General features: G+C 74.3%; 24 protein-coding genes. 21 read left to right on the forward strand and 3 right to left on the reverse strand.

The window, feature by feature from the left end:
- Positions 1-51 precede the first annotated feature (51 nt).
- From bchM to M446_RS17925, 16 genes are all read left to right on the forward strand, one after another.
- Positions 52-753, forward strand: coding sequence for a magnesium protoporphyrin IX methyltransferase (gene bchM / locus M446_RS17855; protein ID WP_012333501.1), 702 nt, complete (start codon positions 52-54; stop codon positions 751-753).
- The gene (locus M446_RS17860) at positions 750-2,180 is read left to right on the forward strand and encodes a BCD family MFS transporter (protein ID WP_012333502.1); all 1,431 of its coding nucleotides are present in this window, start codon (positions 750-752) and stop codon (positions 2,178-2,180) included. The genes bchM and M446_RS17860 overlap by 4 nt, the downstream gene beginning before the upstream one ends.
- Before the next feature lie 11 nt (positions 2,181-2,191).
- Positions 2,192-2,977, forward strand: a complete 786-nt coding sequence (gene puhA, locus M446_RS17865; RefSeq protein WP_012333503.1) for a photosynthetic reaction center subunit H — start codon at positions 2,192-2,194, stop codon at positions 2,975-2,977.
- Between the two features lie 11 nt (positions 2,978-2,988).
- Positions 2,989-3,660, forward strand: coding sequence for a photosynthetic complex putative assembly protein PuhB (gene puhB, locus M446_RS17870; protein ID WP_012333504.1), 672 nt, complete (start codon positions 2,989-2,991; stop codon positions 3,658-3,660).
- A gap of 10 nt (positions 3,661-3,670) precedes the next feature.
- Complete coding sequence (gene puhC, locus M446_RS17875; RefSeq protein ID WP_012333505.1) at positions 3,671-4,123, forward strand: photosynthetic complex assembly protein PuhC; 453 nt, start codon at positions 3,671-3,673, stop codon at positions 4,121-4,123.
- Entirely contained in the window at positions 4,120-4,422 is a 303-nt protein-coding gene (locus M446_RS17880; RefSeq protein WP_036270252.1) for a hypothetical protein, read from the forward strand. Before puhC ends, M446_RS17880 begins: the two co-directional genes overlap by 4 nt.
- Complete coding sequence (gene acsF / locus M446_RS17885) at positions 4,419-5,480, forward strand: magnesium-protoporphyrin IX monomethyl ester (oxidative) cyclase (protein ID WP_012333507.1); 1,062 nt, start codon at positions 4,419-4,421, stop codon at positions 5,478-5,480. The genes M446_RS17880 and acsF overlap by 4 nt, the downstream gene beginning before the upstream one ends.
- 4 nt (positions 5,481-5,484) lie before the next feature.
- Entirely contained in the window at positions 5,485-6,291 is an 807-nt protein-coding gene (puhE, locus tag M446_RS17890; protein WP_012333508.1) for a putative photosynthetic complex assembly protein PuhE, read from the forward strand.
- Between the two features lie 47 nt (positions 6,292-6,338).
- Positions 6,339-7,550, forward strand: coding sequence for a 5-aminolevulinate synthase (hemA, locus tag M446_RS17895; RefSeq protein WP_012333509.1), 1,212 nt, complete (start codon positions 6,339-6,341; stop codon positions 7,548-7,550).
- Positions 7,551-7,647: 97 nt separating this feature from the next.
- Positions 7,648-8,754 (forward strand): magnesium chelatase ATPase subunit I, encoded by a 1,107-nt coding sequence (gene bchI / locus M446_RS17900; protein WP_012333510.1) that lies wholly within the window; start codon positions 7,648-7,650, stop codon positions 8,752-8,754.
- Positions 8,751-10,496 (forward strand): magnesium chelatase subunit D, encoded by a 1,746-nt coding sequence (locus tag M446_RS17905; RefSeq protein WP_012333511.1) that lies wholly within the window; start codon positions 8,751-8,753, stop codon positions 10,494-10,496. Before bchI ends, M446_RS17905 begins: the two co-directional genes overlap by 4 nt.
- An 11-nt stretch (positions 10,497-10,507) precedes the next feature.
- On the forward strand, positions 10,508-11,389 hold the full coding sequence (gene bchO / locus M446_RS17910) for an alpha/beta fold hydrolase BchO (protein ID WP_012333512.1): 882 nt from the start codon (positions 10,508-10,510) through the stop codon (positions 11,387-11,389).
- 92 nt (positions 11,390-11,481) lie between these two features.
- Positions 11,482-13,008, forward strand: coding sequence for a phytoene desaturase (locus tag M446_RS17915; protein ID WP_012333513.1), 1,527 nt, complete (start codon positions 11,482-11,484; stop codon positions 13,006-13,008).
- Positions 12,989-14,044 (forward strand): phytoene/squalene synthase family protein, encoded by a 1,056-nt coding sequence (locus tag M446_RS17920; protein WP_012333514.1) that lies wholly within the window; start codon positions 12,989-12,991, stop codon positions 14,042-14,044. Before M446_RS17915 ends, M446_RS17920 begins: the two co-directional genes overlap by 20 nt.
- A gap of 5 nt (positions 14,045-14,049) precedes the next feature.
- Positions 14,050-14,193 (forward strand): hypothetical protein, encoded by a 144-nt coding sequence (locus M446_RS38185; RefSeq protein WP_012333515.1) that lies wholly within the window; start codon positions 14,050-14,052, stop codon positions 14,191-14,193.
- 398 nt (positions 14,194-14,591) lie between these two features.
- Positions 14,592-15,875 carry an ArgE/DapE family deacylase gene (locus M446_RS17925; RefSeq protein WP_012333516.1) on the forward strand — a complete coding sequence of 428 codons (1,284 nt, stop codon included), beginning with the start codon at positions 14,592-14,594 and terminating at the stop codon, positions 15,873-15,875.
- Positions 15,876-16,067: 192 nt separating this feature from the next.
- On the opposite strand, the gene tkt is transcribed toward M446_RS17925, so the two are convergent.
- From tkt to M446_RS17940, 3 genes are all read right to left on the reverse strand, one after another.
- The gene (gene tkt, locus M446_RS17930) at positions 16,068-18,155 is read right to left on the reverse strand and encodes a transketolase (protein ID WP_012333517.1); all 2,088 of its coding nucleotides are present in this window, start codon (positions 18,153-18,155) and stop codon (positions 16,068-16,070) included.
- A 17-nt stretch (positions 18,156-18,172) separates the two neighbouring features.
- Positions 18,173-20,014: a glycoside hydrolase family 15 protein gene (locus tag M446_RS17935; protein ID WP_012333518.1), complete on the reverse strand. Its 1,842-nt coding sequence runs from the start codon at positions 20,012-20,014 to the stop codon at positions 18,173-18,175.
- Between the two features lie 72 nt (positions 20,015-20,086).
- On the reverse strand, positions 20,087-20,740 hold the full coding sequence (locus M446_RS17940) for a hypothetical protein (RefSeq protein WP_012333519.1): 654 nt from the start codon (positions 20,738-20,740) through the stop codon (positions 20,087-20,089).
- 274 nt (positions 20,741-21,014) lie between these two features.
- Here M446_RS17940 and M446_RS17945 point away from each other — a divergent pair, with 274 nt between their 5' ends.
- From M446_RS17945 to M446_RS17965, 5 genes are all read left to right on the forward strand, one after another.
- Entirely contained in the window at positions 21,015-21,635 is a 621-nt protein-coding gene (locus M446_RS17945) for an ANTAR domain-containing response regulator (RefSeq protein ID WP_050777495.1), read from the forward strand.
- The gene (locus M446_RS17950; protein WP_012333521.1) at positions 21,632-22,636 is read left to right on the forward strand and encodes a CmpA/NrtA family ABC transporter substrate-binding protein; all 1,005 of its coding nucleotides are present in this window, start codon (positions 21,632-21,634) and stop codon (positions 22,634-22,636) included. The genes M446_RS17945 and M446_RS17950 overlap by 4 nt, the downstream gene beginning before the upstream one ends.
- A 500-nt stretch (positions 22,637-23,136) precedes the next feature.
- Positions 23,137-24,432, forward strand: coding sequence for a CmpA/NrtA family ABC transporter substrate-binding protein (locus tag M446_RS17955; RefSeq protein ID WP_012333522.1), 1,296 nt, complete (start codon positions 23,137-23,139; stop codon positions 24,430-24,432).
- The gene (ntrB, locus tag M446_RS17960) at positions 24,432-25,298 is read left to right on the forward strand and encodes a nitrate ABC transporter permease (RefSeq protein WP_012333523.1); all 867 of its coding nucleotides are present in this window, start codon (positions 24,432-24,434) and stop codon (positions 25,296-25,298) included. Before M446_RS17955 ends, ntrB begins: the two co-directional genes overlap by 1 nt.
- Positions 25,299-25,311: 13 nt before the next feature.
- The gene (locus M446_RS17965; RefSeq protein WP_012333524.1) at positions 25,312-26,106 is read left to right on the forward strand and encodes an ABC transporter ATP-binding protein; all 795 of its coding nucleotides are present in this window, start codon (positions 25,312-25,314) and stop codon (positions 26,104-26,106) included.
- Position 26,107: the final 1 nt, after the last annotated feature.

Below are 26,107 nucleotides of genomic sequence, written 5' to 3' on the forward strand. Positions count from 1 at the left end.
CTTCCGGGACGGGCGCGGTGCGGCATCGCCAACGCGCGGAGGAACGACGCCGTGACCAGCCCCAGCTACGCCGCCCGCCGCTCGCAGCTCGAAACCTACTTCGACCGCACCGCGGTCGACGCCTGGGCGCGGCTCACCTCCGACGCGCCGGTGAGCCGCATCCGCGCCACCGTGCGGGCCGGCCGCGACGCCATGCGGGCCGAGCTGCTCTCCTGGCTGCCGCGGGACCTCTCCGGGTGCCGCCTGCTCGACGCCGGCTGCGGCACCGGCGCGCTCGCCGTCGAGGCGGCGCGGCGCGGCGCCGCCGTGGTCGCGGTCGACGTCTCGCCGACCCTGATCGGGCTCGCCCGCGAGCGCACCGCCGGCCTCGCCCTGCCGGGCCGCCTCGACTTCCGGGTCGGCGACATGCTGGACGACGGGCTCGGCCGCTTCGACCACGTCGTGGCGATGGATTCGCTGATCCACTACCCGGCCGCCGACATCCTGCGCGCCCTCGCGGTGCTCGCCCGCCGCACCGAGGCCTCGCTCCTGGTCACGGTCGCGCCCCGCACCGCGCTGCTCACGCTGATGCACGCGGCCGGGCGCCTGTTTCCCCGCGGCGACCGCGCCCCCGCGATCGTCCCGGTGAGCGAGGCGGCGCTGCGCCGCCGCATCGCCCGCGAGGCCGCCCTCGACGCCTTCGCGGTCCGCCGCTCCCGGCGGATCACCAGCGGCTTCTACCTCTCGAACGCCCTGGAGCTCGCGCGGCCATGAGGGCGACCGGCTCCCTCCTGCGGGTGCTGGCGAAGGCCGGGCCCCGCCTGCTCCCCTTCGCGGATGCGGCCACGGCGGAGCTGCCGCTCGGGCGGCTGCTGCGCCTGTCCCTGTTCCAGGTGACGGTCGGGATGGCCGCGGTGCTGCTCATCGGCACCCTCAACCGGGTGATGATCGTCGAACTCGCCGTGCCGGCCTGGATCGTCGCCGTGATGCTGTCCCTGCCGCTGCTGGCCGCCCCGTTCCGGGCCGTGGTCGGCTTCCGCTCGGACCGCCACCGCTCGGTGCTCGGCTGGCGGCGGGTGCCCTACCTCTGGTTCGGCACGCTGCTGCAATTCGGCGGCCTCTCGATCATGCCCTTCGCGCTCCTGATCCTGTCGGGGGACACGACGGGGCCGGTGGCGGTCGGGCAGGGCGCGGCGGCGCTCGCCTTCGTGCTCGTCGGGGCCGGGCTGCACACCACCCAGACGGTCGGCCTCGCGCTCGCCACCGACCTCGCCCCCGCCGAGGCGCGGCCGAAGGTGGTGGCGCTGCTCTGCGCCATGCTGCTCGCCGGCATGATGGCGAGCGCCGTGGTGTTCGGGATCGCCCTCGCGCATTTCTCGGCGATCCGGCTGATCCAGGTCGTGCAGGGGGCCGCCCTCGCGACCCTGATCCTCAACGGCATCGCCCTGTGGAAGCAGGAGGCGCGCGACCCCTCGCGCACGGGCGGCCCGTCCCAGGGCTTCCGTGCGGCCTGGGCGGCCTACGCGACGCAGCCGCGCGCCCGCCGCCGCCTCCTCGCCACCGGTCTCGGCACGGTCGGCTTCAGCATGCAGGACATCCTGCTCGAACCCTACGGCGGCGAGATCCTGCGCCTGCCGGTCGCCGCCACCACCGCGCTCACCGCGGTGCTGGCGGTCGGGGGCGGGGCCGGCCTCGTCACCGCGGCGCGCTGGCTCAACCGCGGCGGCGACCCGTTCCGGGTCGCGGCGGCGGGCGCCGTCGTCGGCATCGCGGCCTTCTCGGCGGTGATCTTCGCCGCCCCGCTCGGCTCGGGCGCGCTGTTCGGGCTCGGCGTGGCGCTGATCGGGGTCGGCGGCGGCCTCTTCGCCCACGGCACCCTCACCGCCTCGATGGCGGGGGCCGCGCCCGACGAGGCCGGCCTCGCGCTCGGGGCCTGGGGCGCCGTGCAGGCGAGCGCCGCGGGCCTCGCCATCGCGGCGAGCGGGCTCCTGCGCGACGCCGGCTCGGCGCTCGCCGTGGCCGGGCGCCTCGGCGAGGCCCTGACCGACGCCTCCACCGGCTACCTCGTCGTCTACCACGTCGAGATCGCCTTCCTGTTCGCGACGCTCGTCGCCATCGGGCCGCTCACCCGCGCGCCCGCGCGTCCGCGCGCCGGAGCGCCGCTCCCCGCGTCCCGTCCCGTCCGCCCGGCCCTGTCTTGAGGGAGGCCACGATGCCCAAGGGTGCCATCACCGGTTACATCGACGTCGCGCAAGTCGTGCTCTACGCGTTCTGGCTGTTCTTCGCCGGCCTCGTCTTCTACCTGCGCCGGGAGGATCGCCGCGAGGGCTATCCCCTCGAATCCGAGACGCGGGGCGGGCTGATGGGCTGGGACTGGCTGTTCCTGCCCACCCCCAAGGCCTTCGTGCTCGCGGACGGCAAGACCATCCTGGTGCCCCGGCCGGAGGAGGGGCCGAGCGGCCCGCTCGCGGCGGTCAAGCGCGAGATCTGGCCCGGCGCGCCCCTGGAGCCGACCAACGCGACGGACGGGGTCCTCGGCGACGGCGTCGGCCCGGGCTCCTACGCGCAGCGCACCGACACGCCCGACCAGACCTGGGAGGGCCACCATCGCATCGTGCCGATGCGCGTCGCCACCGAGTTCACCGTGGCCGCGCGCGACTACGACCCCCGCGGCATGCGGGTGGTCGGGGCCGACCGGGCCGTGGCCGGCACCGTCAAGGACATCTGGGTCGACCGCGGCGAGTCGCTGCCCCGCTACTACGAGGTCGACCTCGCGGAGGCGCCGGGGCGCTCGGTGCTGCTCCCGGTCGTCTTCGCGGACGTGCAGGGCGCCAAGGGCACCGTCGTGGTGGAGGCGCTGCTCGCCCGGCAATTCGCCGACGTGCCGCCGCGGCGCGAGGTCGACAGCGTCACCATCCGGGAGGAGGACCGCATCATGGCCTTCTACGGCGCCGGCACCCTCTACGCGACCCTCGGACGCCAGGAGCCTCTGCTGTGAGTGCCTCTGCTGTGAGCGCCCCTGCTGCGAGTGCCCCTGCTGCGAGCACCCCCGTTGCGAGCGCGGAGGCGATCCCGGGCGGCCTGCCCGCGCCCCTGCCGCCCGGCGAGCGCCTGCTCTGGCAGGGCCGCCCGGCCCTCCTCGGCCTCGCCCGCCGCGCCTTCCACGCCGACCTCGTGGCGGCCTATTTCGGGCTGCTCGCCGGCTGGCAGGCGCTGGCCTCGGGCAGCCCCGCCTCGGCCCTGCCGGTCCTCGGCGCCGGGGCGGCGGCCCTGGCGATCCTCGGCGGCCTCGCCCTCGCGGCGCGCGCCACCACGACCTACAGCCTGACCGACCGGCGCCTGATCCTGCGCATCGGCATCGCCTTGCCGATGACCGTCAACCTGCCGCTGCGGGAGATCGAGGCGGCCGCCCTGCGCCGCTTCGCGGACGGGACCGGCGACCTGCCGCTGCGGCTGAAGGCGGGCACGCGCCTCGCCTATCTCCACCTGTGGCCGCACGTGCGGCCCTGGCGGCTCGCCGCCCCGGAGCCGATGCTGCGGGCCCTGCCCGGGGCGGACGAGGTCGCCGCGCGCCTCGGGGCGGCCCTCGCCGCCGCGCACGGGCAGGCCGCGCCGGCCTGGCAGCCGGCGCAGGCCGCCCGCACCTCGGCGCCCGGCCGCTTGGCCGCGGCGGGCCCCTGAGGAGGCGGCCATGGCCCATCACACCATCCAGGTCCCGCGCATCCAGGTCCGCCGGGCGATCCTGCTCGTCGGCTTCACGATCGGCGCCGTCGCGCTCGGCCGCTTCGGCGATGTCGGCACCACCCGCATGCCGCCGGCGCGGCCCGTCCAGGTGCTCGACCTGCGGATCGAGGACCGCGCCGGCGGCGCCGTCGCCCTCGCGGATGCGCGGGACGGCCACCTCGTCGCCACGGTGCAGCCCGGCGAGGACGGGTTTCTGCGCGCGACCCTGCGGGTGATGGCCCAGGCGCGGCTGCGGGAGGGGCTCTCCCGCGACCCGCCCTTCCGGCTCACCCGCTGGGACAACGGCACGCTCTCGCTCGACGACCTCGCGTCGGGCCGGCGCATCAACCTCGAAGCCTTCGGGGCCACCAACGCGGCCGCCTTCGCGCGGCTGCTCGAACAGGGGAGGGGCGCAACATGATCCCGTGGTTGACGACCAAGCGCCGCATCGAGGTGCCCTGCACGGTGGAGATCGAGCAGACGCCCGAATCCCTCCACGCGCACGTCACCCTGGAGGGCGGGCTCGCCATCGAGCCCGGCGACGAGGTCACGGTGCACGACGCGCCGACCTCGGTGCCCTACGGCACCCGCCTCACCGTGCGGCGGCGGGCCACCGTGCTGCGGGCGAGCGCGCTCGAGCGCGCCTGGACCCGCCTCGCGGGCCATTTCGAACTCACGGAACTCTACGAAGTCAGCTTCACGGAAAGGACGACGCTATGACCGCGACGGCTCTCCCGGCCCAGAACGAGAGCACCCGCGCCGCCCAGGCGACGACGTTCCTGAGCCCGCGCTTCTACACCACCGACTTCGCGGAGCTCGACCGCACCGACGTCGAGCCGGTCCGCGCCGAGTGGGACGTGCTCATCGCCGAGATGCGCGCCGACCCGAACCGGCGCCACTTCGTGCGCAACACCGAGTTCGACCTCGACCTGTCCGGCCTCGATCCGGAGCTGCGCAAGGAATTCCTCGATTTCCTGGTCTCCTCGATCACGGCCGAGTTCTCGGGCTGCGTGCTCTACGCCGAGATGCGCAAGCGCGCCAAGAACAAGGACATCCGCGAGCTCTTCGCCTTCATGAGCCGCGACGAGGCCCGCCACGCCGGCTTCATCAACGACACGCTGAAGGATTTCGGCGTCGGGGTCGACCTCGGCTTCCTCACCCGGGCCAAGAAATACACCTATTTCCGGCCGAAATTCATCTTCTACGCGACCTACCTCTCCGAGAAGATCGGCTACGCCCGCTACATCACGATCTTCCGGCACCTCGAGCGCCATCCCGAGAACCGCTTCCACCCGATCTTCAAGTGGTTCGAGAAGTGGTGCAACGACGAGTTCCGCCACGGAGAGGCCTTCGCGCTGCTCATGCGCGCCAACCCGAAGCTGCTCTCGGGCCTCAACGCCTACTGGATCAAGTTCTTCGTGCTCGCCGTGTTCGCCACGATGTACGTGCGCGACCATTGCCGGCCGGCCTTCCACGGGGCGCTCGGGGTCGATCCGACCGATTACGACTTCGCCGTGTTCCGGGTCACCTCCGAGATCTCGCGGCAGGTCTTCCCGCTGACCCTCGACCTCGACAACCCGGCCTTCAAGGCGGGGCTCGACCGGCTGCTCGCCTGCGCCCGCGGCATCGAGGCCGCCAAGGCGCAGGGGGGCCTCGCCGGGCGCCTGCGCCGGGCCGGTCACGCGGCCCGGGCCGCCCTCACCTTCGGACGGCTGCTGCTGCTGCCCTCCAAGCCCAACCCGATGCCCGAGCAGATCCGCCTCAGCCCCGCCTGGTAGACGCATGTCCGCCTACGCCTCGCCGATCCTCTTCGCCGTGCTGATGTGGTGGTTCCTCACCGGAGCGATCCTCTGGTTGAACCACCGCCCCCGGCACACTCATGCCTGGAGTTTCGGGGCGATGAGCCTCGCGCTCCTCCTCGCCCTCTGGGGCATCGCGGCCACCGCGGGGGCCGAGAGCGAGGCCTCGGCCTACGGGGCCTTCTCTGCCGCCCTGGTGGTCTGGGGCTGGCAGGAGATGGCCTTCTACATGGGCTACGTCGCGGGGCCGCGGCGCACGCCCGGCCCGCCCTCGATCCGGGGGCTCGCCCGGTTCGGGGCCGCGGCGGCGACCAACCTCTGGCACGAGGCCGCGATCGTGGCGGGCGCCGCCGCGATCGCCTGGCTGACCGCGGGCGCGCCGAACCGGATCGCCCTCTGGACCTACCTGGTGCTCTGGGGGATGAACCTCAGCGCCCGGCTCAACCTCTTCCTCGGCGTGCGCAACCTGCACGCCGAGTTCCTGCCCGAGCACCTGCGCTACCTCGGCAGCTTCTTCCGCCGCGCGCCGATGAACGCGCTCTTCCCGGTCGCCATGCTGCTGGCGACGGGCTTCCTCCTGGTGCTGCTGCACCCCGCCGTCACCGAGAGCGCCTCGGCCTTCAAGCGCAGCGGCCACACCATGCTGGCGACCCTAATGGCCCTCGCCATCCTGGAGCACGGCTTCCTGATGCTGCCGCTGCCCTCCGCCGCCCTCTGGGCCTGGGGCCTGCCGGCCCGCCGCCCACCCGATCCCGACACCGGCCCCCGCCCGGCCGGCGACATCGCCTGACCCGCGGGCCCGCGACGGCCCGCCCATCACGACAGAGGGGACGCACCATGGACTACGAGTCGTTCTTCGCCGCACAGCTCCAGGGCCTTCACCGCGAGGGACGCTACCGGGTCTTCACCGATCTCGAACGGCAGGCCGGGCGCTTCCCCTACGCCACGCAGCACGGAGCCCACGGCACCCGCGAGGTCACGGTCTGGTGCTCCAACGACTACCTCGGCATGGGCCAGCACCCGGCCGTCGCGGCCGCCATGCACGAGGCGATCGACCGCTGCGGGGCCGGCGCGGGCGGCACCCGCAACATCTCGGGCACGAACCACTACCACGTGCTGCTGGAGCGCGAGCTCGCCGACCTGCACCGCAAGGAGGCGGCCCTGCTCTTCACCTCGGGCTACGTCTCGAACTGGGCCGCCCTCGGCACCCTGGCCTCGCGTCTGCCCGGCTGCGTGGTGTTCTCGGACGAGGGCAACCACGCCTCGATGATCGAGGGGCTGCGGGCGAGCCGGGCCGAGCGCCACATCTTCCGGCACAACGACCCCGCGGATCTCGACCACAAGCTCCGGCTGGTGAACCCGGCCCTGCCCAAGCTCGTGGCCTTCGAGTCGGTCTACTCGATGGACGGCGACGTCGCCCCGATCGCGGAACTCTGCGACGTGGCCGAGGCCCACGGCGCCATGACCTACCTGGACGAGGTGCACGCGGTCGGCCTCTACGGCCCGCGCGGCGGCGGCATCGCCGAGCGCGAGGGGCTGATGGACCGCCTCACCGTGATCGAGGGCACCCTCGGCAAGGCCTTCGCGGTCAGCGGCGGCTACATCGCGGCCTCCGCGGCGCTCTGCGACTTCGTGCGCAGCTTCGCCTCGGGCTTCATCTTCACCACCTCGCTGCCGCCCGCGGTGGCGGCCGGGGCGGCGGCCAGCATCCGCCACCTCAAGGCGAGCGGGGCCGAGCGGGCGCGCCACCAGGACCGGGTCGCGGCGGTGCGGCGGCGGCTCGGCGCCCTCGGCATCCCGGTCATGGCCAACGAGAGCCACATCGTGCCGGTGATGGTGGGCGATCCGGTGCTGTGCAAGCAGATCAGCGACACGCTCCTCGACGAGTTCGCGATCTACGTCCAGCCGATCAACTACCCGACCGTGCCGCGGGGGACGGAGCGCCTGCGCATCACGCCCTCGCCCCTGCACAGCGACGCCGACATCGAGCATCTCGCGGCGGCGCTCGGGGCGATCTGGGCGCGGATCGGGCTCGCCAGGGCGGCGTGACGGGGGCGGCTCCGCCGCGCGCGGAGCCGGCGGCTCAAATCGGACAGGACCGCCCGCCCGGATCCCGGCGGCGGTCCTCCAGGCGAGGGGAAACGTCGTGGCGCTCACCCAATCGGCCCTGTCCCGGCGGGCCCTGAAGCCGGGCCCCGCAGCGTCGCCGGCCCCGGCGGCCGCGGCGCCCGCGCCCCGCCCGCCCTATCCGTTCACGGCCATCGTCGGCCAGGAGGCGATGCGGCGCGCCCTGCTGATCGGGGCCGTCGATCCCTCGGTCGGCGGCGTGCTGGTCTTCGGCGACCGCGGCACCGGCAAGTCCACCGCCGTGCGGGCGCTCGCCGCCCTGCTGCCGCCGATGCGCGCCGTCGCGGGCTGCCCCTACGCCTGCGACCCCGCCGACGAGGCCTTCCTCTGCCCCGCCTGCCGAGCCCGGGCGCCCCAGGGACTTCCGGTGCAGAGCGTGCCGGTGCCGGTGGTCGACCTGCCGCTCGGCGCCACCGAGGACCGGGTCGTCGGCGCCCTCGACATCGGCAAGGCGCTCACGCGCGGCGAGAAGGCCTTCGAGCCGGGGCTGCTCGCCCGCGCCAATCGCGGCTTCCTGTACATCGACGAGGTCAACCTGCTCGAGGATCACCTCGTCGACCTCCTGCTCGACGTGGCGGCCTCGGGCGTCAACACGGTCGAGCGCGAGGGCTTGAGCCTGCGCCACCCGGCGCGCTTCGTCCTCGTCGGCAGCGGCAACCCGGAGGAGGGGGAGCTGCGCCCGCAGCTCCTCGACCGGTTCGGCCTCGCCGTCGCGGTGACGACGCCGGCCGACCTCGCCGCCCGCGTCGCCATCGTGCGCCGCCGCGACGCCTACGAGCGCGACCCGGCGGGGTTCGCGGCCGAGTGGGCCGGCGAGGAGGAGCGCCTCGCCGGCGCGATCCTCGCCGCCCGCGCCCGCCTGCCGCGCGTGGCCGTGCCCGACGAGGTGCTCGAAGCGGCCGCCCGGCTCTGCCTCGCCCTCGGGACCGACGGGTTGCGCGGCGAGCTCACGCTGATGCGCACCGCCCGCGCCCTCGCCAGCCTCGACGGCGACGAGGCGGTCGGGCTCGCCCACCTGCGCGAGGTCGCGCCCGCCGCCCTCGGGCACCGGCTGCGGCGCAACCCCCTCGACGAGGCCGGGGCGGAGGCGCGGGTCGCCCGCGCCGTCGCCGAGGTTCTCGGGTGAGCGCCGCCGCCGAGACCTGGGCCCGGGCCTGCCTGGCGGCGGCCCTGTTCGCGCGCGACCCGGCCGGGCTCGGCGGCGTGCGGCTGCGCGCGCGGCCGGGACCGGTGCGGGAGGCGTGGCTCGCGCGGCTGCGCGCCCTCCTGCCCGCCGGCCGCCCGGTGACGCGGCTGCCGGCCGGCATCGCCGACGACGCCCTCCTCGGCGGCCTCGACCTCGCCGCGACCCTGCGGGCCGGGCGCCCGGTCGTCGAACCCGGCCTGCTCGCCCGCAGCCACGGCGGGGTGGTGGTCGTGCCGATGGCCGAGCGGCTCGACGCGGGGATTGCGGCCCGGCTCGCCCGGGTGCTGGAGACCGGCGCGGTCGATCTCGCGCGCGACGGGGTCGCGGCCCGGCTTCCCGCCGCCTGCGGCCTCGTCCTCCTCGACGAGGGCGACGGGGAGGACGAGGCGGTGCCCTCCGCCCTGCTGGAGCGCGCCGCCTTCCACCTCGACCTCGACGGGCTCACCCTGCGGGACGTCTCCGAGCCCGCCCCGCCGGACAGCGCGCCCGTGTCCGGGGAGACCGCCGCGGCCCCCGTCGAGGCGCGCGCGGCCGAGCGCCTCTGCGCCCTCGCGGCGCAGCTCGGCATCGCCTCCCTGCGAGCGCCGATCCAGGCCCTGCGCGCGGCGCGCCAGAATGCCGGGCGGGAGGGGCGTTCGGCCCTGGCCGAGCCCGACCTCGCCGCCGCGGCCGCCCTCGTCCTCGCGCCGCGCGCGACGCGCTGGCCGGCCGAGGCCGAGGCCGAGCCGCCCCCGCCGGAGGCGCCGCCCGAGGAGGCCGAGGGCGCGTCGGACCCGGGCGGCGGCGAGGCGGCGGAGGATCGCCTGCTCGCCGCGGTGGCGGCCGCCCTGCCGGCGGGCCTCCTCGCCCGGCTGACCGACGCGGGCGCGCCGGGCGCGGCGCCCGGCCGGGCCGGTGGCGAGGCGCGCCAGGCCCGAAGCGGCCGGCCGGTCGGCGCCCGCCCGGGCGATCCGCGCCGCGGGCCCCTCGCCCTCTCCGAGACGCTGCGCGCCGCCGCGCCCTGGCAGCGCCTGCGGCGGGGCGCGGAGGCGGAGCGCCTGCGCCTCGCGCCGGAGGACATCCGCGTCCGGCGCTTCGTGCACCGGGCCGGGACCACCACGATCTTCGCGGTCGACGCCTCGGGCTCGGCGGCCCTGGAGCGCCTCGCCGAGGCCAAGGGCGCGGTCGAATTGCTGCTGGCCGAGTGCTACGTGCGGCGCGATCGGGTCGCCCTGGTGGCCTTCCGCGGTCGGGGGGCGGAGCTGCTCCTGCCTCCGACCCGCGCCCTGGTGCGGGCGAAGCGGGCGCTCGCCGCCCTGCCCGGGGGCGGCGGCACGCCGCTCGCGGCCGGGATCGAGGCGGCCGCGCTCCTCGCCGCTGCGGAGCGGCGGGGCGGGCGCATCCCGGTGGTGCTGCTGCTCACGGACGGCCGCGCGAATATCGGGCGCGGCGGCGCGCCGGGCCGGGCGCAGGCCGCGGCGGACGCGCTCGCTGCCGGGCGGGCCCTGGCGGCGGGCGGCACCCGCGCCCTCGTCATCGACACGGCCGCGCAGCCGCAGGACGGCGCCCGCCGCCTCGCCGAGGCCATGGCGGCGCGCTACCTGCCGATGCCGCGGGCCGATGCCGCGTTGCTGAGCGAGGCCGTGCGCCGCGAGGCGCCGCCGCGCGGGGCCGCGCCGCGCGGGACCGCGCCGCGAGGCTGACCCGGATGCCCATGACCAGCGACAGGCCGGCCTTCGCCCGCGAGGGCCGCGACTGGCCCAACCGCGAGGCGAGCCGCTTCGTCGCCGCCGGCGGGCTGACCTGGCACGTGCAGGAGGCCGGGACGGGGCCGTGCCTGCTGCTGCTCCACGGCACCGGGGCGGCCACCCATTCCTGGCGCGGGCTGCTGCCGCTCCTGGCGCGGCGCTTCCGCGTGGTGGCGCCGGACCTGCCGGGGCACGGCTTCAGCGATCCCCTGCCGATGCCCTCGCTGCCCCGGATGGCGCGCGCCGTGGCGGAGCTCGTCCGCGGCCTCGGGATCGCGCCGCAGGTGGCGGTGGGCCACTCGGCCGGGGCGGCCATCCTGGTGCGGCTCTGCCTCGACGGCGCGCTGGCGCCCCGCCTCCTCGTCGGGCTCAACGCCGCGCTCAAGCCCTTCCCGGGCATGGCGGGCCTCGTCTTCCCCACCATGGCCCGGATGCTGTTCCTCAACCCGGTGGTGCCGCGGGTCTTCGCGTGGTCGGCCGACCGCAAGGCCGTCGCGCGGCTGATCGAGGGCACCGGCTCGACCCTGGACCGCGAGGGGCTCGACCTCTACCGGCGCCTGTTCCAGATGCCGGGCCACGTGGCGGGCGCGCTCGGCATGATGGCCAATTGGGACCTCGTCGGCCTCGACCGCGAATTGCCGCGCCTCGCGGTGCCGCTCCTGCTCCTCGCCGGCGCACAGGACCGCACGATCGCTCCCGACGTGTCCTTCGGGGTGGCCGAGCGCCTGGGCGGCCGGCCGCGGGTGGAGCTGCTGCGCGGCCTCGGCCACCTGATGCACGAGGAGCGGCCCGAGCTGGTGGCCGGATCGATCGAGGAGGCGGCCCGGCGCGAGGGCGTCGAGGCGTGACGCGGGGCGCCCTCGGCAGCGTTCCACCGGGTCCGGCGCCCGGCGCCCGATCCCGCCCTTGCCACCGGCCCCGACCGTGCTACTGTCAACTTATGTTGACACTCGATGTCGCGCCGCCGCGACACACCGCGCGGCCGCGCAAGCCCCATGCAGTGGTGATCGGCAGCGGCTTCGGCGGGCTCGCGGCGGCCGTGCGCCTCGGCGCCCGGGGCTACCGGGTCACCGTCCTGGAGCGGCTCGGCCAGCCGGGCGGGCGCGCCCGCGTGCATCGGCAGGACGGCTTCACCTTCGATGCCGGGCCGACCATCGTCACCGCGCCCTTCCTGTTCGAGGAGCTCTGGGCGCTGTGCGGCCGGCGCCTCGACGAGGACGTCACCCTGGTGCCGATGCGGCCCTTCTACCGCATCCGCTTCCACGACGGCGCCAGCGTCGACGTGAGCGGCGACGAGGCCGCGATGCGCGCGCAGGTGGCCCGCATCGCCCCCGGCGAGGTCGAGGCCTACGGGCGCTTCATGGCGGCCTCGGAGGAGATCTGCCGGGTCGGCTTCGAGCAGCTCGGCCACGTCCCCTTCGGCGAGGCCGGGACCATGCTGCGGGTCGCGCCCGACCTCCTGCGGCTCGGCGGGCACCGCAGCGTCCACGGCCTCGTCTCGCGCTACTTCCGCGACGAGCGCCTGCGCACCGTCTTCAGCTTCCACCCGCTGCTGATCGGCGGCTCCCCCTTCCGGGCGAGCGCGATCTACTGCCTGATCGCCGCCCTCGAGCGGCGCTGGGGGGTGCATTGGGCGATGGGCGGGACCGGCCGCCTCGTCGAGGGGCTGGTGCGGCTGATCGAGGGGCAGGGCGGGCGCCTGCGCTGCCACGCCGAGGTGACGCGCATCCGCGTCGAGGGCGGCGCCGCGACCGGGGTCGACCTCGCCGACGGCACCCGCCTGCCGGCCGACATCGTGGTGTCGAACGCCGATTCGGTCGTCACCGCCCTCGACCTCCTGCCCCCGGAGGCCCGCGGCTGGCGCGAGCGGCGGCTCGCCCGCGCCTCTTCCTCGATGGGCCTGTTCGTCTGGTACTTCGGCACGCGGCGCACCTATCCGGACGTGCCCCACCACACGATCCTGCTCGGGCCGCGCTACCGGGACCTCCTCGCCGACATCTTCCGCCGCAAGGTGCTGGCCGAGGATTTCAGCCTCTACCTGCACCGGCCGACCGCCACCGATCCGGGCCTGGCCCCGCCGGGCTGCGACGCCTTCTACGTGCTCAGCCCGGTGCCGAACCTCGACGGCGGCCAGGACTGGGCGGCCCTCGCCGAACCTTATCGGCAGCGCATCGCCCGCCACCTCGAAGCGACCCTGCTGCCGGGCCTGTCGGAGGCCGTGGTCACCTCCCGGGTGACCACGCCGCGGGAGTTCCGCGACGATTTCCGCGCCTATCGCGGCTCGGCCTTCGGCCTGGAGCCGATCCTCAGCCAGAGCGCCTATTTCCGGCCGCACAACCGCAGCGACCGGGTGCGCCACCTCTACCTCGTCGGCGCCGGCACCCATCCGGGGGCGGGGCTGCCGGGCGTGCTCTCCTCCTCCAGGATCCTCGACCGGGTGGTGCCGGATGCCTCTGTCTTCGCCTGACCGGCCGCGCGCCGGCCCCGCCGACCACGCCGCCTGCCGGGCCGCCATCCGCGGCGGCTCGCGCAGCTTCTACGCCGCCTCCTGGCTGCTGCCGCGGGCCGTGCGCCGGGACGCCTACGGGCTCTACGCCTTCTGCCGCCTCTCGGACGACGCCGTCGACGGGCCGCGGGCGCGGGCGGACGCGGTCGAGCGCCTGCGCCTGCGCCTCGCCGCCGCCTGCGCGGGCCGGCCCTTCGACGATCCGGCCGACCGGGCCCTCGCCGAGGTGCTGGACCGGCACGGCATCCCGCCGGCGCTGCCGGCCGCGCTCCTCGACGGGCTCGCCTGGGACGCGGCGGGCCGGCGCTACCGGGACCTCTCCGACCTCGTCGCCTACGCGTCCCGGGTCGCGGGGGCGGTCGGCGCCATGATGACCCTGGTGATGGGCGAGCGCTCGCCCGAGGCGCTGGCGCGGGCCTGCGACCTCGGCATCGCCATGCAATTCACCAACATCGCCCGCGACGTGGGCGAGGATGCCCGCGCCGGGCGGCTCTACCTGCCGGAGGCGTGGCTGCGCGAGGCCGGCCTCGACCCGGACGCCTTCCTGGCCCGGCCGGCCCCGAGCCCGGCGCTGGCCGCGGTGCTGACCCGGCTCCTGCGCGCCGCCGACCTCCTCTACGCCCGCTCGGAGGCGGGCATCGCCCTCCTGCCCGCGCCCTGCCGCCCGGCCGTGCGGGCGGCGCGGCTGATCTACGCCGAGATCGGCCGCGCCGTCGAACGCAACGGGCACGATTCCGTCACCAGCCGCGCCCGTGTGGCCGGCGCCCGCAAGGGGCGGCTCCTCGCCCGCGCCGCCGCGACGCCGTCGCGGCGGGCCGCCTGCGGCCCGGCCCTCCCCGAGGCGGCCTTCCTGGTCGAGGCGGTCGCGGCGCATCCCTTCGCGCCGCCGCCCCGGGACCCGGCGTGGTGGGATCTCGGCCACAAGGCGGTGCGCCTCCTCGACCTCATCGAGGTGCTGCGCGAGCGCGAGAGCCTCGGCGACGCCGCGCCGTCGTGAGCGGGATGCTGGTCGCCCTCCTCGACATCGCGCTGCCGTTCGGGATCGTGCTCGGCCTCGGCCTGTGGCAGCTCCGGCTGCTGCGGCGGGACCGCGCCCGCGGCGAGGAGGTCGCCCGCGCCAGCCGGGAGCGCCCGCCAGAGCCCTGATCCGGGATCCGCGTGATCGCAGCGGATCCCGGATCACGCGCCTGCGCGGCGCCTGAGCGAGGCCGACATCCGCATGGCCGAAATCGGAGATGGCGAAGCCATCAACCGGATGACGTATGACAAGCCCGCGCGGCGCCTGAGCGAAGCCGACATCCGCATGGCCGACATCGGAGATGGCGAAGCCATCAACCGGATGTCGCATGACCCGTCGTCCTTGCCTCGGGCTGGACTTCGGGTCGCCCAGATCCTGGCGGGTCTGGTCCGGTCTCGTCGCGGTGCGGCGCCGAGATCGACGCACCGTCGATGGGATTTTGCGGGATCGAGTCCGGTCCGGGCGGCTTGCCAGCGGGCGCGAACTCGGCCCGTATGGGCGCGACGCATCCTGCCCCGGAGAGGACATGCCGCTCGACCCCGCCCTGCGCGACCGGATCATCGCCTCGGTCGAGGCGGGTTTCCCCGACCAGATCGCCCACACCCAGGCGCTGGTGCGCTTCCCCTCGACCCGCGGCCAGGAGCAGGCGATCCAGGATTTCGTGTTCCGCGCCTTCCGGGCGCGCGGCCTCGCCATGGACCGCTTCGCCATGGACCGGGCGGCGATCGAGGACCATCCGGGCGGCTCGAAATTCGCGCCCGACCACTCGGAGGCGCCGATCGTCGTCGGCATCCACCGGCCGCGGGCGGAGACCGGGCGCTCCCTGATCCTGCAGGCCCACGTGGACGTGGTGCCGCCCGGCCCGATCGACCTGTGGACCCACCCGCCCTTCGAGCCGGTGATCGAGGGGGATTGGCTCTACGGCCGCGGCGGCGCCGACATGAAGGCGGGCCACGCCGCCAACCTGTTCGTGCTCGACGCGCTCACCCGGATCGGCCTGCAGCCCGCCGCCACCGTGACGCTGCAATCGGTCGTGGAGGAGGAATCGACCGGCAACGGGGCCCTGATGACCCACCTGCGCGGCTACCGCGCCGAGGCGGTGCTGATTCCCGAGCCCGAGGAGGAGATGCTGGTGCGCGCCAATACGGGCGTGCTCTGGTTCCAGGTCGAGGTGCGGGGCCGCCCGGTCCACGTGCGCGAGATGGGGACGGGCGCCAACGCGATCGACGCCGCCTACCGGGTGATCGGGGCGCTGCGGCGGCTGGAGGAGAGCTGGAACGCCCGCAAGGCCGGCCGCCGCCACTTCGAGGGGGAGGCGCACCCGATCAACCTCAATGTCGGCCGGATAGAGGGCGGCGACTGGGCCTCCTCGGTGCCGGCCTGGTGCCGGATCGACTGCCGCATCGCGATCTATCCGGGCGTGGGCGCCGAGGAGGCGGCCCGCGAGATCGAGGCGGCGGTGCACGCCTTCGCCCTGGCCGACCCGTTCCTGTCGAACGCGCCCCCGCGCGTGACCTTCAACGGCTTCTTCGCGGAGGGCTACGAGCTCGCCGAGGGCTCGGAGGCGGAGGCCGTGCTCGCCTGGGCCCACGAGGCGGCGACGGGGCGCGCCCTGCGCAGCTTCATGACGGCCGGCTACCTCGACACCCGCGTGCACGCCCTCTACGACCGCGTGCCGGCGCTCTGCTACGGCCCGATCAGCGAGAACATCCACGGCTTCGACGAGCGGGTGAGCCTCGCCTCGCTCAAGCGCATCACCATCGCCATGGCCCTGTTCGTGGCGGAATGGTGCGGGGTCGAGCCGGTGTGAGTTCTGCTCGCCGGTGGATGATGGAGGAGGCGGCGTCCTGGTGCTGGAGGGGCCCGGCGCGAGCCGGGCCTTCGAGCAGGCCAGATCCTGCGCGGTGGCGCGCGGGCGGAACACCGTGACCAGTCGCAAAGTCCTGCAACAGGTGCCGAGTCTGGGGCGTCGAGGGCGCCTGAGCCGACGCGGCGCCGGCGCTCACCCCTTCGCGCGCGCGAGCCCCTTCGCGCGCGCGAGCTGCGCCCGGGCCGCCTCCAGCACCTTGGCGGAGGTGAAGCCGAACTTGGTCTGCAGGTCCTTGATCGGCGCCGAGGAGCCGAAGGTGTGCATGCCGAGGATCGTGCCGGCGCTGCCCGCGTAGCGGTCCCAGCCGATCACCGAGCCCTGCTCCACCACCACGCGCGCCGTCACGGCGGGCGGCAGCACGCTCTCCCGATAGGCGGCGTCCTGCTGCTCGAACAGCTCCCAGGACGGCATCGACACCACCCGCGCCCGCACGCCCTCGCCCCGCAGGGTCTCGTAGGCGCCCAGGCAGAGCTGCACCTCGCTGCCCGTGCCGATCAGGATCAGCTCGGGCGTGCCCTCGCCGCCGGCCAGCACGTAGGCGCCCCTGGCGAGCCCCGAGGCGGGCGCGCAGGTGGCGCGGTCGAAGGTCGGCAGCGGCTGGCGGCTCAGCGCCAGCACGGCCGGCTGGTGCCTGAGGCCCATGATCACCCGGTAGGCCTCCGCCACCTCGTTGGCGTCCGCCGGCCGCAGCGTGATCAGGCCGGGGATCGACCGCAGGGACAGGAGGTGCTCCACCGGCTGGTGGGTCGGGCCGTCCTCGCCGACGCCGATCGAATCGTGCGTGAAGACGTGGAAGACCGGCAGCTCCATCAGCGCCGCGAGGCGGATCGGCGGCCGCATGTAGTCGGAGAAGACCAGGAAGGTCGCCCCGTAGGCGCGCAGGCCCACGAGGCCGAGCCCGTTCACGATCGACCCCATGGCGTGCTCGCGCACCCCGAAATGGATGTTGCGCCCGCCGGGCGTGAACGGCCCGAGCGCCTCCTCGCCCTCGATCCTGGTCTTGTTCGAGGGGGCGAGGTCGGCCGAGCCCCCGAGCAGCCACGGCACCTTGGCGGCGATGGCGTTCAGCACCTTGCCGGAGGATTCGCGGGTGGCGAGGCCCTTGGCGTCGGCCGGGAAGTGCGGGATCGCCGCGTCCCAGCCCGCCGGCAGCTCGCCCGACAGGAAGGAGGAGACCGCGCCGGCGAGGTCCGCGTCGGAGGCGCGCACCTCCTCCATCAGCTCCTGCCACTCGGAAAAGAGCGCCGCGCCGCGGGCGCCGATCCCCTGGCGGAAATTCTCGTAGACGCCGTCCGGCACCAGGAACTCGGCATCCTCCGGCCAGCCGAGGAAGCGCTTGGCGCCCCGGATCTCCTCCACCCCGAGCGCGTCCGAATGCGCCTTGGAGGTGCCCTGCTTGGTCGGCGCGCCGTAGCCGATGACCGAGTTGACGATGATCAGGGTCGGCCGGTCCTGCGATTGCAGGAAGGTCTCGATCGCGCCGGCGAGCGCGGGCACGTCGTTCGCGTCGGCGACGCGCAGCACCTGCCAGCCATAGGCCAGGAAGCGGGTCGCCACCTCCTCGCTGAAGGCGAGGTCGGTGTGGCCCTCGATCGTGACCGTGTTGGAATCGTAGATCCAGCACAGGTTGGCGAGGCGCAGGTGGCCGGCGATCGAGGCGGCCTCGGACGCGACGCCCTCCATCAGGTCGCCGTCGCTGCAAAGGGCGTAGACGTTGAAGTCGAACACCGCCCGCTCGCCGAACGGGAAGCGCTCGTTGAGGAAGCGGGCCCCCATCGCCATGCCGACCGAGTTCGCCACCCCCTGGCCGAGCGGCCCGGTGGTGACCTCGACGCCGGTGGTGAAGTGGTACTCCGGGTGGCCGGGCGTGCGGCTGTCGAGCTGGCGGAAGCGCTTGATGTCGTCGAGGCTCACGGCGGGCTCGTCGGCGCCGTCCTTCTGCGCGACGCCCGCGAGGTGGAGCAGGCTGTAGAGCAGCATCGAGGCGTGGCCGACCGAGAGCACGAAGCGGTCGCGGTTCGGCCAGGTCGGGTGCGCCGGATCGTAGCGCAGGTAGCGGTTCCAGAGCGTGAAGGCGACGGGCGCGAGCGCCATCGGGGCGCCGGCATGGCCGGAATTCGCCTTCTGCACGGCATCCATCGTCAGCGTGCGGATCGTGTCGATGCTGCGCTGGTCGATCGCGCTGATACCGGCCTTCGCGGCGGTCTCGGCTGCACTCATCTCGGACCTCGTCGGGTTCAGGTGCGGGCGGTCGCGCCGGCAGCGCCGCGCCCCTCGTCGTCGCTGCGCTCCATAGCGGGTCCGACCGCGCGACTGAAGTTCAGAAGTGTGTTGACCAGGGCGACGTGGCTGAAGGCCTGCGGGAAGTTGCCGACTTGGCGCTTGGCGACCGGGTCGTACTCCTCGGCGAGCAGCCCCACGTCGTTGCAGGCGGCGAGGAGCCGCTCGATCATCGCCCGGGCCTCCGCGCAGCGCCCGAGGCGGATCAGGTTGTCCGCGTACCAGAAGCTGCAGGGCAGGAAGGCACCCTCGCCGGCCGGGAGGCCGTCCGTGGTCTGGTTCTCGGTGTCGTAGCGCAGGATGAAGCCGTCGCGCATCAGGTCGCGGCCGATCGCCTCGACGGTGCCGACCACCCGCGGGTCGTGGTGGGGCAGGAAGCCCACATGGGCGATCAGGAGCAGGCTCGCGTCGAGGCGCTTGGAGCCGTAGGATTGCACGAAGCTGTTGAGCTCCGGGTCGAAGCCCCTCTCGCAGACCTGCGCGTGGATGCGCGCGCGCACGTCGCGCCAGCGCGCCACGGTGGCATCCCCGGCGCCGTCCCCGTTCAGCCGCTCGTAGAACCGCACTGCCCGGTCGAAGGCCACCCAGGCCATCACCTTCGAGTGCACGAAGTGGCGCCGCCCGCCCCGAACCTCCCAGATGCCCTCGTCCGGCTCGGTCCAGACCTTCTCCAGGTGGGCCAGGAGGGCGAGGCCGACCCGCACGCCGTTATCGTCCCCCTCCATGCCGCGCTCCTCGGCCTGGTAGAGCGCGTCGAAGATCTCGCCGTAGACGTCGAGCTGGAATTGCTGCGAGGCGGCGTTGCCGATGCGCACCGGCCGCGAGCCCTCGTAGCCCGGCAGCCAGTCGATCTCGATCTCGGGCAAGAGCCGCTCCCCGGCGATGCCGTAGAGGATGCGGGCCTGTTCCGGGCTGCCCGCGACCGCGCGCAGGAGCCAGTCGCGCCACGCCCGCGCCTCGTCGAGGTAGCCCGCATCCACCAGGGCGAGGAGCGTGAAGGTCGAATCCCGCAGCCAGCAGTACCGGTAATCCCAGTTGCGCACCCCGCCGAGCGCCTCCGGCAGGGAGGTGGTCGGCGCCGCCACGATCCCGCCCGTGGGCGCGTAGATCAGCGCCTTGAGAGTGAGGAGCGAGCGCAGCAGGATGTCGTCCCAGGGCGTGCCGCCCTGGCAGCGGCTCGACCAGGAGCGCCAGGCGTCGGTGGTGCGGCGCAGGACCTTGCGCGGCTCGATCGGGGCGGGGTCGTCCTCGGCGGAGGGGGCGTAGCTCAGCACGAAGGACAGGCACTCCCCCTGCGCGAGGGTGAAGTCCGAGACGGTGCTGCGCCCGACGCCCCGCAGGGGCGCCTTCGTGCGCAGCACGACCTTGTGCGGGCCGACGATCGCCCGCAGGTCGTCGTGCTCGTTGCGCGAGACCCAGGGCACCGCCGAGCCGTAATCGAAGCGCACCACGAATTCCATGCGGACCGGGACCGACCCGCTCACCCCCTCGACGAGGCGCACGAGGTGGAGCCCGTCGTCGCTCGGCATGTAGTCGGTGACGCGGATCGTGCCGGCCTCGGTCTCGTGCGTGGTCTCCAGCACCAGGGTGCCAGGCCTGTAGCAGCGGGTGACGCGGGTCGCCGGGCCGGCCGGGGCGATGCGCCAATGGCCGTGCTCGGCCGTGCCGAGGAGGGCGGCGAAGCAGGCGGGCGCGTCGAAGCGAGGCCAGCACAGCCAGTCGATGCTGCCGTCGCGGCCGATCAGGGCCGCGCTGCGCCCGTCGCCCACCAGGGCGTAATCCTCGATCCGCGATGCCATGCTCGACCCTGCGGCACTCTCCCGTCCCGGGAGATAGCGGAACGGGTTCGCCGGTCCAGCCGCGGCGCCGGGTCAGGGATGCCGGTCGATCAGGTCCAGCATGGCGCTGCCCGCCTGCACGACGCCGGCGCCGAGGGCCGAGACGTGGCGCACCATCACGCGGCCGGTCTCGACGACGCGCGGCAGGGCGAGCCCCGCGAAGGAGGCGCGCTCGGTGGGCGGCGTCTCCTCCGGCCCGGCCTCCGCGGCCTGGAGAGCGGCCGGGCGGGACGGCCGGGCCTGCGCGGCCTGCAAAGCGTGGCGGGGGCTCGCCGGCCGCCTCGGGGCGGGGCGCGCGCTCAGCGGCAGGGGCTTCTCCGGGGCGGCCGCCGGCAGCGCCTCGCAGAGAGGGCCGGCCGCGGCCGGTTCGGCGGGCGCCCGTGCCTCGGCGGCGAGGGCGCTCGACACCGCGAGGGGGAATTGCCGCGCGAATTCGAGGGGGAGCGGGTGGCGCGTCAGCGCCTCGCCGCCCGCCTCGGCGGTGCGGAACGGGTCCGGGACGGGGCGCGGCGCCGCGGCGGCGGCCTGGCCGGCGGGCGGTCTGGGCGGCGCGTCGCGCCAGTAGAGCGACCCCGCGGCGAGGCAGGCGGCCACGCACAGGGTCGGGAGGAGGGGGAGGTAGCCGAGCGTCCGCCCTCCGTCCACCGATCCCGGCGCAGCCTCGCGCCGGCCGTCGAACTCGCTCATGGGGCCGATCCTCCGTTCGCTCACCCGCGCAGTGAGCCGCGGTTTTGCGGCCGAACCGCGGCCTTTTCATTGCGGCGAGGTTTCGCAGGGTCGCGCCGGCGAGGTCTTGCGAGCCCCGGGCCGCTCCCCCGGCCGATGCGGGGTTTCCGCCCCCGCCGCGCGGTGCGAGCGCGGCCCGCGGGGACGGGTCCGGCGCGGCCGAGCCGCCGAAGCACGATCCGACTTCCGTCCGATCCCGACCGCCCCGGCCCGACATTTGCCTCTTGCGCCCGGCATGCCCGACCCTGTGACCAATGCCCCGCTGACCTCCCCCGACCAGAGCCTGACCATCGCGGTCGTCGACCCGAGCCGGGCGCGCGCGGCCGTGCTGGAGGAGGGCCTGCGCAACCTCGACGGCGCCCGCGTCGTCGTGATTCCCGACACGGTCGACCTCCTCGACAGGCTCTCGGCCCTGGCGCCCGACGTGGTCGTCATCCACCTCGAGAGCCCGAGCCGCGACCTCCTGGAGCAGCTCTTCGGCGTCTCCCGCCTGGTCGAGAAGCCGGTCGCGATGTTCGTCGACCGCAGCGACACCGCCATGATGCAGGCCGCGGTGGATGCGGGCATCTCGGCCTACATCGTGGACGGGCTCAAGGCGGACCGGATCAAGCCGATCATCGAGGTGGCGATCCTGCGCTTCAACGCCTTCGCGCGGCTCCAGCGCGAACTGGCCGAGGCCCGCAACGAACTCGCCGACCGCAAGCTCATCGACCGCGCCAAGGGCATCCTGATGAGCGCCAAGGGCCTGTCGGAGGACGAGGCCTACAAGCAGCTGCGCCGCAAGGCCATGAACGAGAAGCGCAAGATCGTGGACATCGCCCGCGCCATCGTCACCGCCGCGGACCTGCTCGGATGAGGTTCCAGCTCGGATACGTCCCGCTCACGGACGCCGCCACCGTCATCGCGATGGCTGAAGGCGGCTTCGCCGCCCGGGAAGGCCTGCGCGTCGAGCTCGTGGCCGAGCCCTCCTGGGCGACCCTGCGCGACAAGCTCGCCCTCGGCCTCCTCGACGGCGCCCACATCCTGGCGCCCCTCGCCCTCGCGAGCCATCTCGGCCTCAGCGGCCCGCCCGCGAGCCTGATCGCCCCGGCGGCGCTCGGCCGCAACGGCAACGCCGTCACCCTGTCGCTTCCCCTCTGGGAGGCGATGCGCCCGGACGGCGAGGCCCTGCCCGAGGTGGCCCGCGCCCTCGCCGCCCTGGCCGGAGCGCGGGCCGCGGCGGGGCGGCCGCTCACCTTGGGGACCGTGCATCCCTTCTCCAGCCACACCTACCAGCTGCGCCGGCTGCTCGCCCTCGGCGGCTGCCGCCTCGACCAGGTCCGGCTCGTCGCCGTGCCGCCGCCGCGGACCGTCGAGTCCCTGCGCCGGGGCCTGATCGACGGCTTCTGCGTCGGCGCGCCCTGGAACAGCGTCGCGGTGGAGGCCGGGGTCGGGCGCATCGCCGCCCTCGGCGTCGATCTCGCGCCGGATTGCCCCGAGAAGGTGCTGGCGCTGCCGGCCGAGCTGGAGGAGCGGGCGCCGCCGCTGCTGCGCGCCCTGCGGGCGGCGGCGCGCTGGTGCGGGGAGCCGGGCAACCGGCCCGACCTCGCCCGCATGCTCGCGGCGCCGCGCCACCTCGGCCTCGACCCCGACCTGATCCTGCGCGGGCTCGCCGGGTCGCTGCAGCTCGCGCCCCGGGGCGCCGCCCCGCGCGCCGCGCCCGACTACCTGACCCTCGGGGAGGAGGTCCTGGCCTTCGACATGGGGGCGATCGACTGGATCCTCGCCGAGATGGAGGCCTGCGGCCAGTTCGCCGCGCCGCCCGCCGCCCGCGCCCAGGCGGCGGCCCTGCCCAGGCCCGACCTGCTGGCCGCCTGAGCATCATTCGCCGAGGCGGTCGCCGGTCCGGGGGCGGTCAAGGACGCGAGAGCGAGAGGCGCGGCAGACTTGCCGCACGCGGTCTTGCCGCACGCCTTCTTGCCCCACGCCTTCTCGCCCCACGCCTTCTCGCCCGACGCCATCTTGCCCGACGCCGTTCTGCTCAGCGCGCAGGCAGGCCGGCGGCCTGCCTGTTTGGCAGACAGGGCGCTGAGGATTTGTGCAGCGCAGCACGGGGCGGCGCCCGGTGGCCGGTCCCGTGCCGGATCGGCTGGAATCGATCCAGATCAATGACTTGGGCGGGTCGACGAGAGTTGGCACGGGATCTGCTTTGAAAAGATCGAGCCCGTCAGCGCCGACGGGATCTCACCGTCAGCAAGGCCGCTGACCCGACTCTCCGCTGGAGCCCCGCCTGCCGGGGCCCGGACGAGCTTGGGCAGCGGTTTTTTTCGTTTCGGCAACGCGGGCGCCGCCCGCAAGGACGACAGGAGCGGGACACGGTGTCGATCGGCAGGGGTGACCACACGACGCGTCGCGGCCTTCTGAAGGGGGCGGCCGCCGCCCTCTCGCTCACCGCCGCCGCCAGGGCCGCGCTGCCGGGCGGGGCCTTCGCGCAGGGGACGGGGCCCGAGGTGAAGGGCGCCAAGCTCGGCTTCATCGCGCTGACCGACGCGGGCCCGCTCTTCGTCGCCAAGGAGAAGGGCTTCTTCGCCAAGCACGGCATGCCCGAGGTGGAGGTGCTCAAGCAGGCCTCCTGGGGCACCACCCGCGACAACCTCGTCCTCGGCTCCGAGGGCAACGGCATCGACGGCGCCCACATCCTGACGCCGATGCCCTACCTGATCAGCGCCGGCCGGGTGACCCAGAACAACGTCCCGGTGCCGATGCACATCCTCGCCCGGCTCAACCTCAACGGGCAGTGCATCTCGGTGGCCAAGGAGTACCTCGACGCCAAGGTGGCGCTCGATTCCAAGGTCTTCCGGGTCGCGACCGACAAGAAGAAGGCCGCCGGCAAGTCCGTGAAGGCCGCCATGACCTTCCCGGGCGGCACCCACGACCTCTGGATCCGCTACTGGCTGGCGGCCGGCGGGATCGATCCGGACCGCGACATCGAGACCATCGTGGTGCCGCCGCCCCAGATGGTGGCGAACATGAAGGTCGGCACGATGGATTGCTTCTGCGTCGGCGAGCCGTGGAACGCCCAGCTCGTCCAGCAGGGGCTCGGCTACACGGCGCTCACCACCGGCGAGCTCTGGAAGGACCATCCCGAGAAGGCCTTCGCCATGCGGGCGGACTGGGTCCAGAAATACCCGAACGCCACCCGCGCCCTGCTGATGGCGGTGATCGAGGCGCAGCAATGGTGCGACCGGCCCGAGAACCGGGACGAGTTCGCCGCCATCGTGGCCAAGCGCCAGTGGATCAACATCCCGGTCGGCGACGTCGCCGGGCGCATGAAGGGCACCATCGATTACGGCGACGGCCGGGTCGTGAAGGACAGCCCCTTCGTGATGAAGTTCTTCCGCGACCACGCCTCCTATCCGTTCCAGTCCCACGACCTCTGGTTCCTCACCGAGGACATCCGCTGGGGCAAGTTCGAGCCCCAGACCGACACCAGGGCCCTGATCGCCAAGGTCAACCGCGAGGACCTGTGGCGCGAGGCGGCCAAGGCGCTCGGCGTGAGCGCGATCCCGGCCTCGACCTCGCGGGGCAGGGAGACCTTCTTCGACGGCAAGGTCTTCGATCCGGCCGATCCGGCCGCCTACCTGTCCAGCCTCAGCATCAAGAAGGTGGCGTGATGGCCCTCGGAACCTCCATCGGCGGCCTCGCCGCCGCGCGGCGGAAGGGGGAGGCGTCGCGCGGCCCCCTCGTCACGGCGGCGGGCCTGAGGGCCCTCGCGGCCCGCATCGTGCCGCCCCTCGTGGTGCTCGGCCTGTTCCTGCTCGTCTGGCAGGTGCTCTGCGACCGGCCCGGCGCCGGCCTGCCCGCCCCGTCGCGGGTGATGAGCGAGGCCTGGCCGATCATCTCCGACCCGTTCTTCGACAATGGCGGCACCGACAAGGGGCTGTTCTGGCACATCGTGGCGAGCCTGCAGCGCGTGGCGCTCGGCTTCGCGCTCGCCTCCGTGGCGGGCGTGCTGCTCGGCACGCTGGTCGGCCAGTCCGAATGGGCCATGCGCGGCCTCGACCCGATCTTCCAGGTGCTGCGCACCATCCCGCCCCTCGCCTGGCTGCCGCTCTCGCTCGCGGCCTTCCGGGATGGCCAGCCCTCGGCCATCTTCGTGATCTTCATCACCTCGATCTGGCCGATCATCATCAACACGGCGGTCGGAATCCGCAACATCCCGCAGGATTACCGCAACGTCGCGTCGGTGCTCCGGCTCAACGCCTTCGAGTTCTTCGGCAAGATCATGCTGCCCTCGGCGGCGCCCTACATCTTCACCGGTCTTCGCATCGGGGTCGGCCTGTCGTGGCTGGCGATCGTGGCGGCCGAGATGCTGATCGGCGGCGTCGGCATCGGCTTCTTCATCTGGGACGCGTGGAACTCCTCGCATATCAGCGAGATCATCGTCGCCCTCGTCTATGTCGGCGTGATCGGCTTCGTCCTCGACCGCGTGGTCGCCGGGATCGGGCAACTCGTCACCCGCGGCACCGCCAGCGCCTGAGGAGCCCCGCGCCATGAGCCACCTCGTCCTCTCGAATGTCGGCATCAGCTTCACGCGGGCCGGGCGCACCACGGAAGTGCTGCGCGACGTCAACCTCTCGATCGCCAAGGGCGAGTTCGTCTCGCTGATCGGCCATTCGGGCTGCGGCAAGTCGACGGTGCTCAACATCGTGGCGGGCCTGCTGCGCGCCTCGACGGGCGGCGTCCTGCTCGACGACCGCGAGGTCAACAGCCCCGGTCCCGAGCGGGCCGTGGTGTTCCAGAACCACTCGCTCCTGCCCTGGCTCACCGTGCGGGAGAACGTGGCCCTCGCGGTCGACAAGGTGCTGCGCGCCAGGAAGGGCCGGGCGGAGCGGCGCGACTGGGTCGCGCACAACCTCGCCCTCGTGAACATGACGCACGCGGCCGAGAAGCGCCCGCACGAGATCTCCGGCGGCATGAAGCAGCGCGTCGGCATCGCCCGGGCGCTCGCCATGGAGCCGAAGGTGCTGCTGATGGACGAGCCCTTCGGCGCCCTCGACGCCCTGACCCGGGCCCATCTCCAGGACCAGCTCATGGAGATCCACCTGCGCCTGCGCAACACCGTCATCATGATCACCCACGACGTGGACGAGGCGGTGCTCCTCTCCGACCGCATCGTGATGATGACGAACGGCCCCTCCGCCACGATCGGCGAGGTCCTGGCCGTGCCGCTCGCCCGGCCGCGCCGGCGCCTCGACCTCGTCGAGGACCCGACCTACACGCATGCCCGCGCGGAGGTGCTGGAATTCCTCTACGCCCGGCACGCCAAGCCGGCCCTCGCCGCCTGAG

The sequence above is a fragment of the Methylobacterium sp. 4-46 genome, from assembly GCF_000019365.1.
Taxonomy (GTDB): Bacteria; Pseudomonadota; Alphaproteobacteria; order Rhizobiales; family Beijerinckiaceae; genus Methylobacterium.

Excerpts from the sequence above, each read along its gene's own strand:
- M446_RS17860 (WP_012333502.1), top strand. The coding sequence starts at position 750 with ATGAGGGCGACCGGCTCCCTCCTGCGGGTGCTGGCGAAGGCCGGGCCC.
- puhA (WP_012333503.1), top strand. The coding sequence starts at position 2,192 with ATGCCCAAGGGTGCCATCACCGGTTACATCGACGTCGCGCAAGTCGTG.
- puhC (WP_012333505.1), top strand. The coding sequence starts at position 3,671 with ATGGCCCATCACACCATCCAGGTCCCGCGCATCCAGGTCCGCCGGGCG.
- M446_RS17880 (WP_036270252.1), top strand. The coding sequence starts at position 4,120 with ATGATCCCGTGGTTGACGACCAAGCGCCGCATCGAGGTGCCCTGCACG.
- acsF (WP_012333507.1), top strand. The coding sequence starts at position 4,419 with ATGACCGCGACGGCTCTCCCGGCCCAGAACGAGAGCACCCGCGCCGCC.
- puhE (WP_012333508.1), top strand. The coding sequence starts at position 5,485 with ATGTCCGCCTACGCCTCGCCGATCCTCTTCGCCGTGCTGATGTGGTGG.
- hemA (WP_012333509.1), top strand. The coding sequence starts at position 6,339 with ATGGACTACGAGTCGTTCTTCGCCGCACAGCTCCAGGGCCTTCACCGC.
- bchO (WP_012333512.1), top strand. The coding sequence starts at position 10,508 with ATGACCAGCGACAGGCCGGCCTTCGCCCGCGAGGGCCGCGACTGGCCC.
- M446_RS17915 (WP_012333513.1), top strand. The coding sequence starts at position 11,482 with ATGTTGACACTCGATGTCGCGCCGCCGCGACACACCGCGCGGCCGCGC.
- M446_RS17920 (WP_012333514.1), top strand. The coding sequence starts at position 12,989 with ATGCCTCTGTCTTCGCCTGACCGGCCGCGCGCCGGCCCCGCCGACCAC.
- M446_RS38185 (WP_012333515.1), top strand. The coding sequence starts at position 14,050 with ATGCTGGTCGCCCTCCTCGACATCGCGCTGCCGTTCGGGATCGTGCTC.
- M446_RS17925 (WP_012333516.1), top strand. The coding sequence starts at position 14,592 with ATGCCGCTCGACCCCGCCCTGCGCGACCGGATCATCGCCTCGGTCGAG.
- tkt (WP_012333517.1), bottom strand. The coding sequence starts at position 18,155 with ATGAGTGCAGCCGAGACCGCCGCGAAGGCCGGTATCAGCGCGATCGAC.
- M446_RS17935 (WP_012333518.1), bottom strand. The coding sequence starts at position 20,014 with ATGGCATCGCGGATCGAGGATTACGCCCTGGTGGGCGACGGGCGCAGC.
- M446_RS17940 (WP_012333519.1), bottom strand. The coding sequence starts at position 20,740 with ATGAGCGAGTTCGACGGCCGGCGCGAGGCTGCGCCGGGATCGGTGGAC.
- M446_RS17945 (WP_050777495.1), top strand. The coding sequence starts at position 21,015 with ATGCCCGACCCTGTGACCAATGCCCCGCTGACCTCCCCCGACCAGAGC.
- M446_RS17950 (WP_012333521.1), top strand. The coding sequence starts at position 21,632 with ATGAGGTTCCAGCTCGGATACGTCCCGCTCACGGACGCCGCCACCGTC.
- ntrB (WP_012333523.1), top strand. The coding sequence starts at position 24,432 with ATGGCCCTCGGAACCTCCATCGGCGGCCTCGCCGCCGCGCGGCGGAAG.
- M446_RS17965 (WP_012333524.1), top strand. The coding sequence starts at position 25,312 with ATGAGCCACCTCGTCCTCTCGAATGTCGGCATCAGCTTCACGCGGGCC.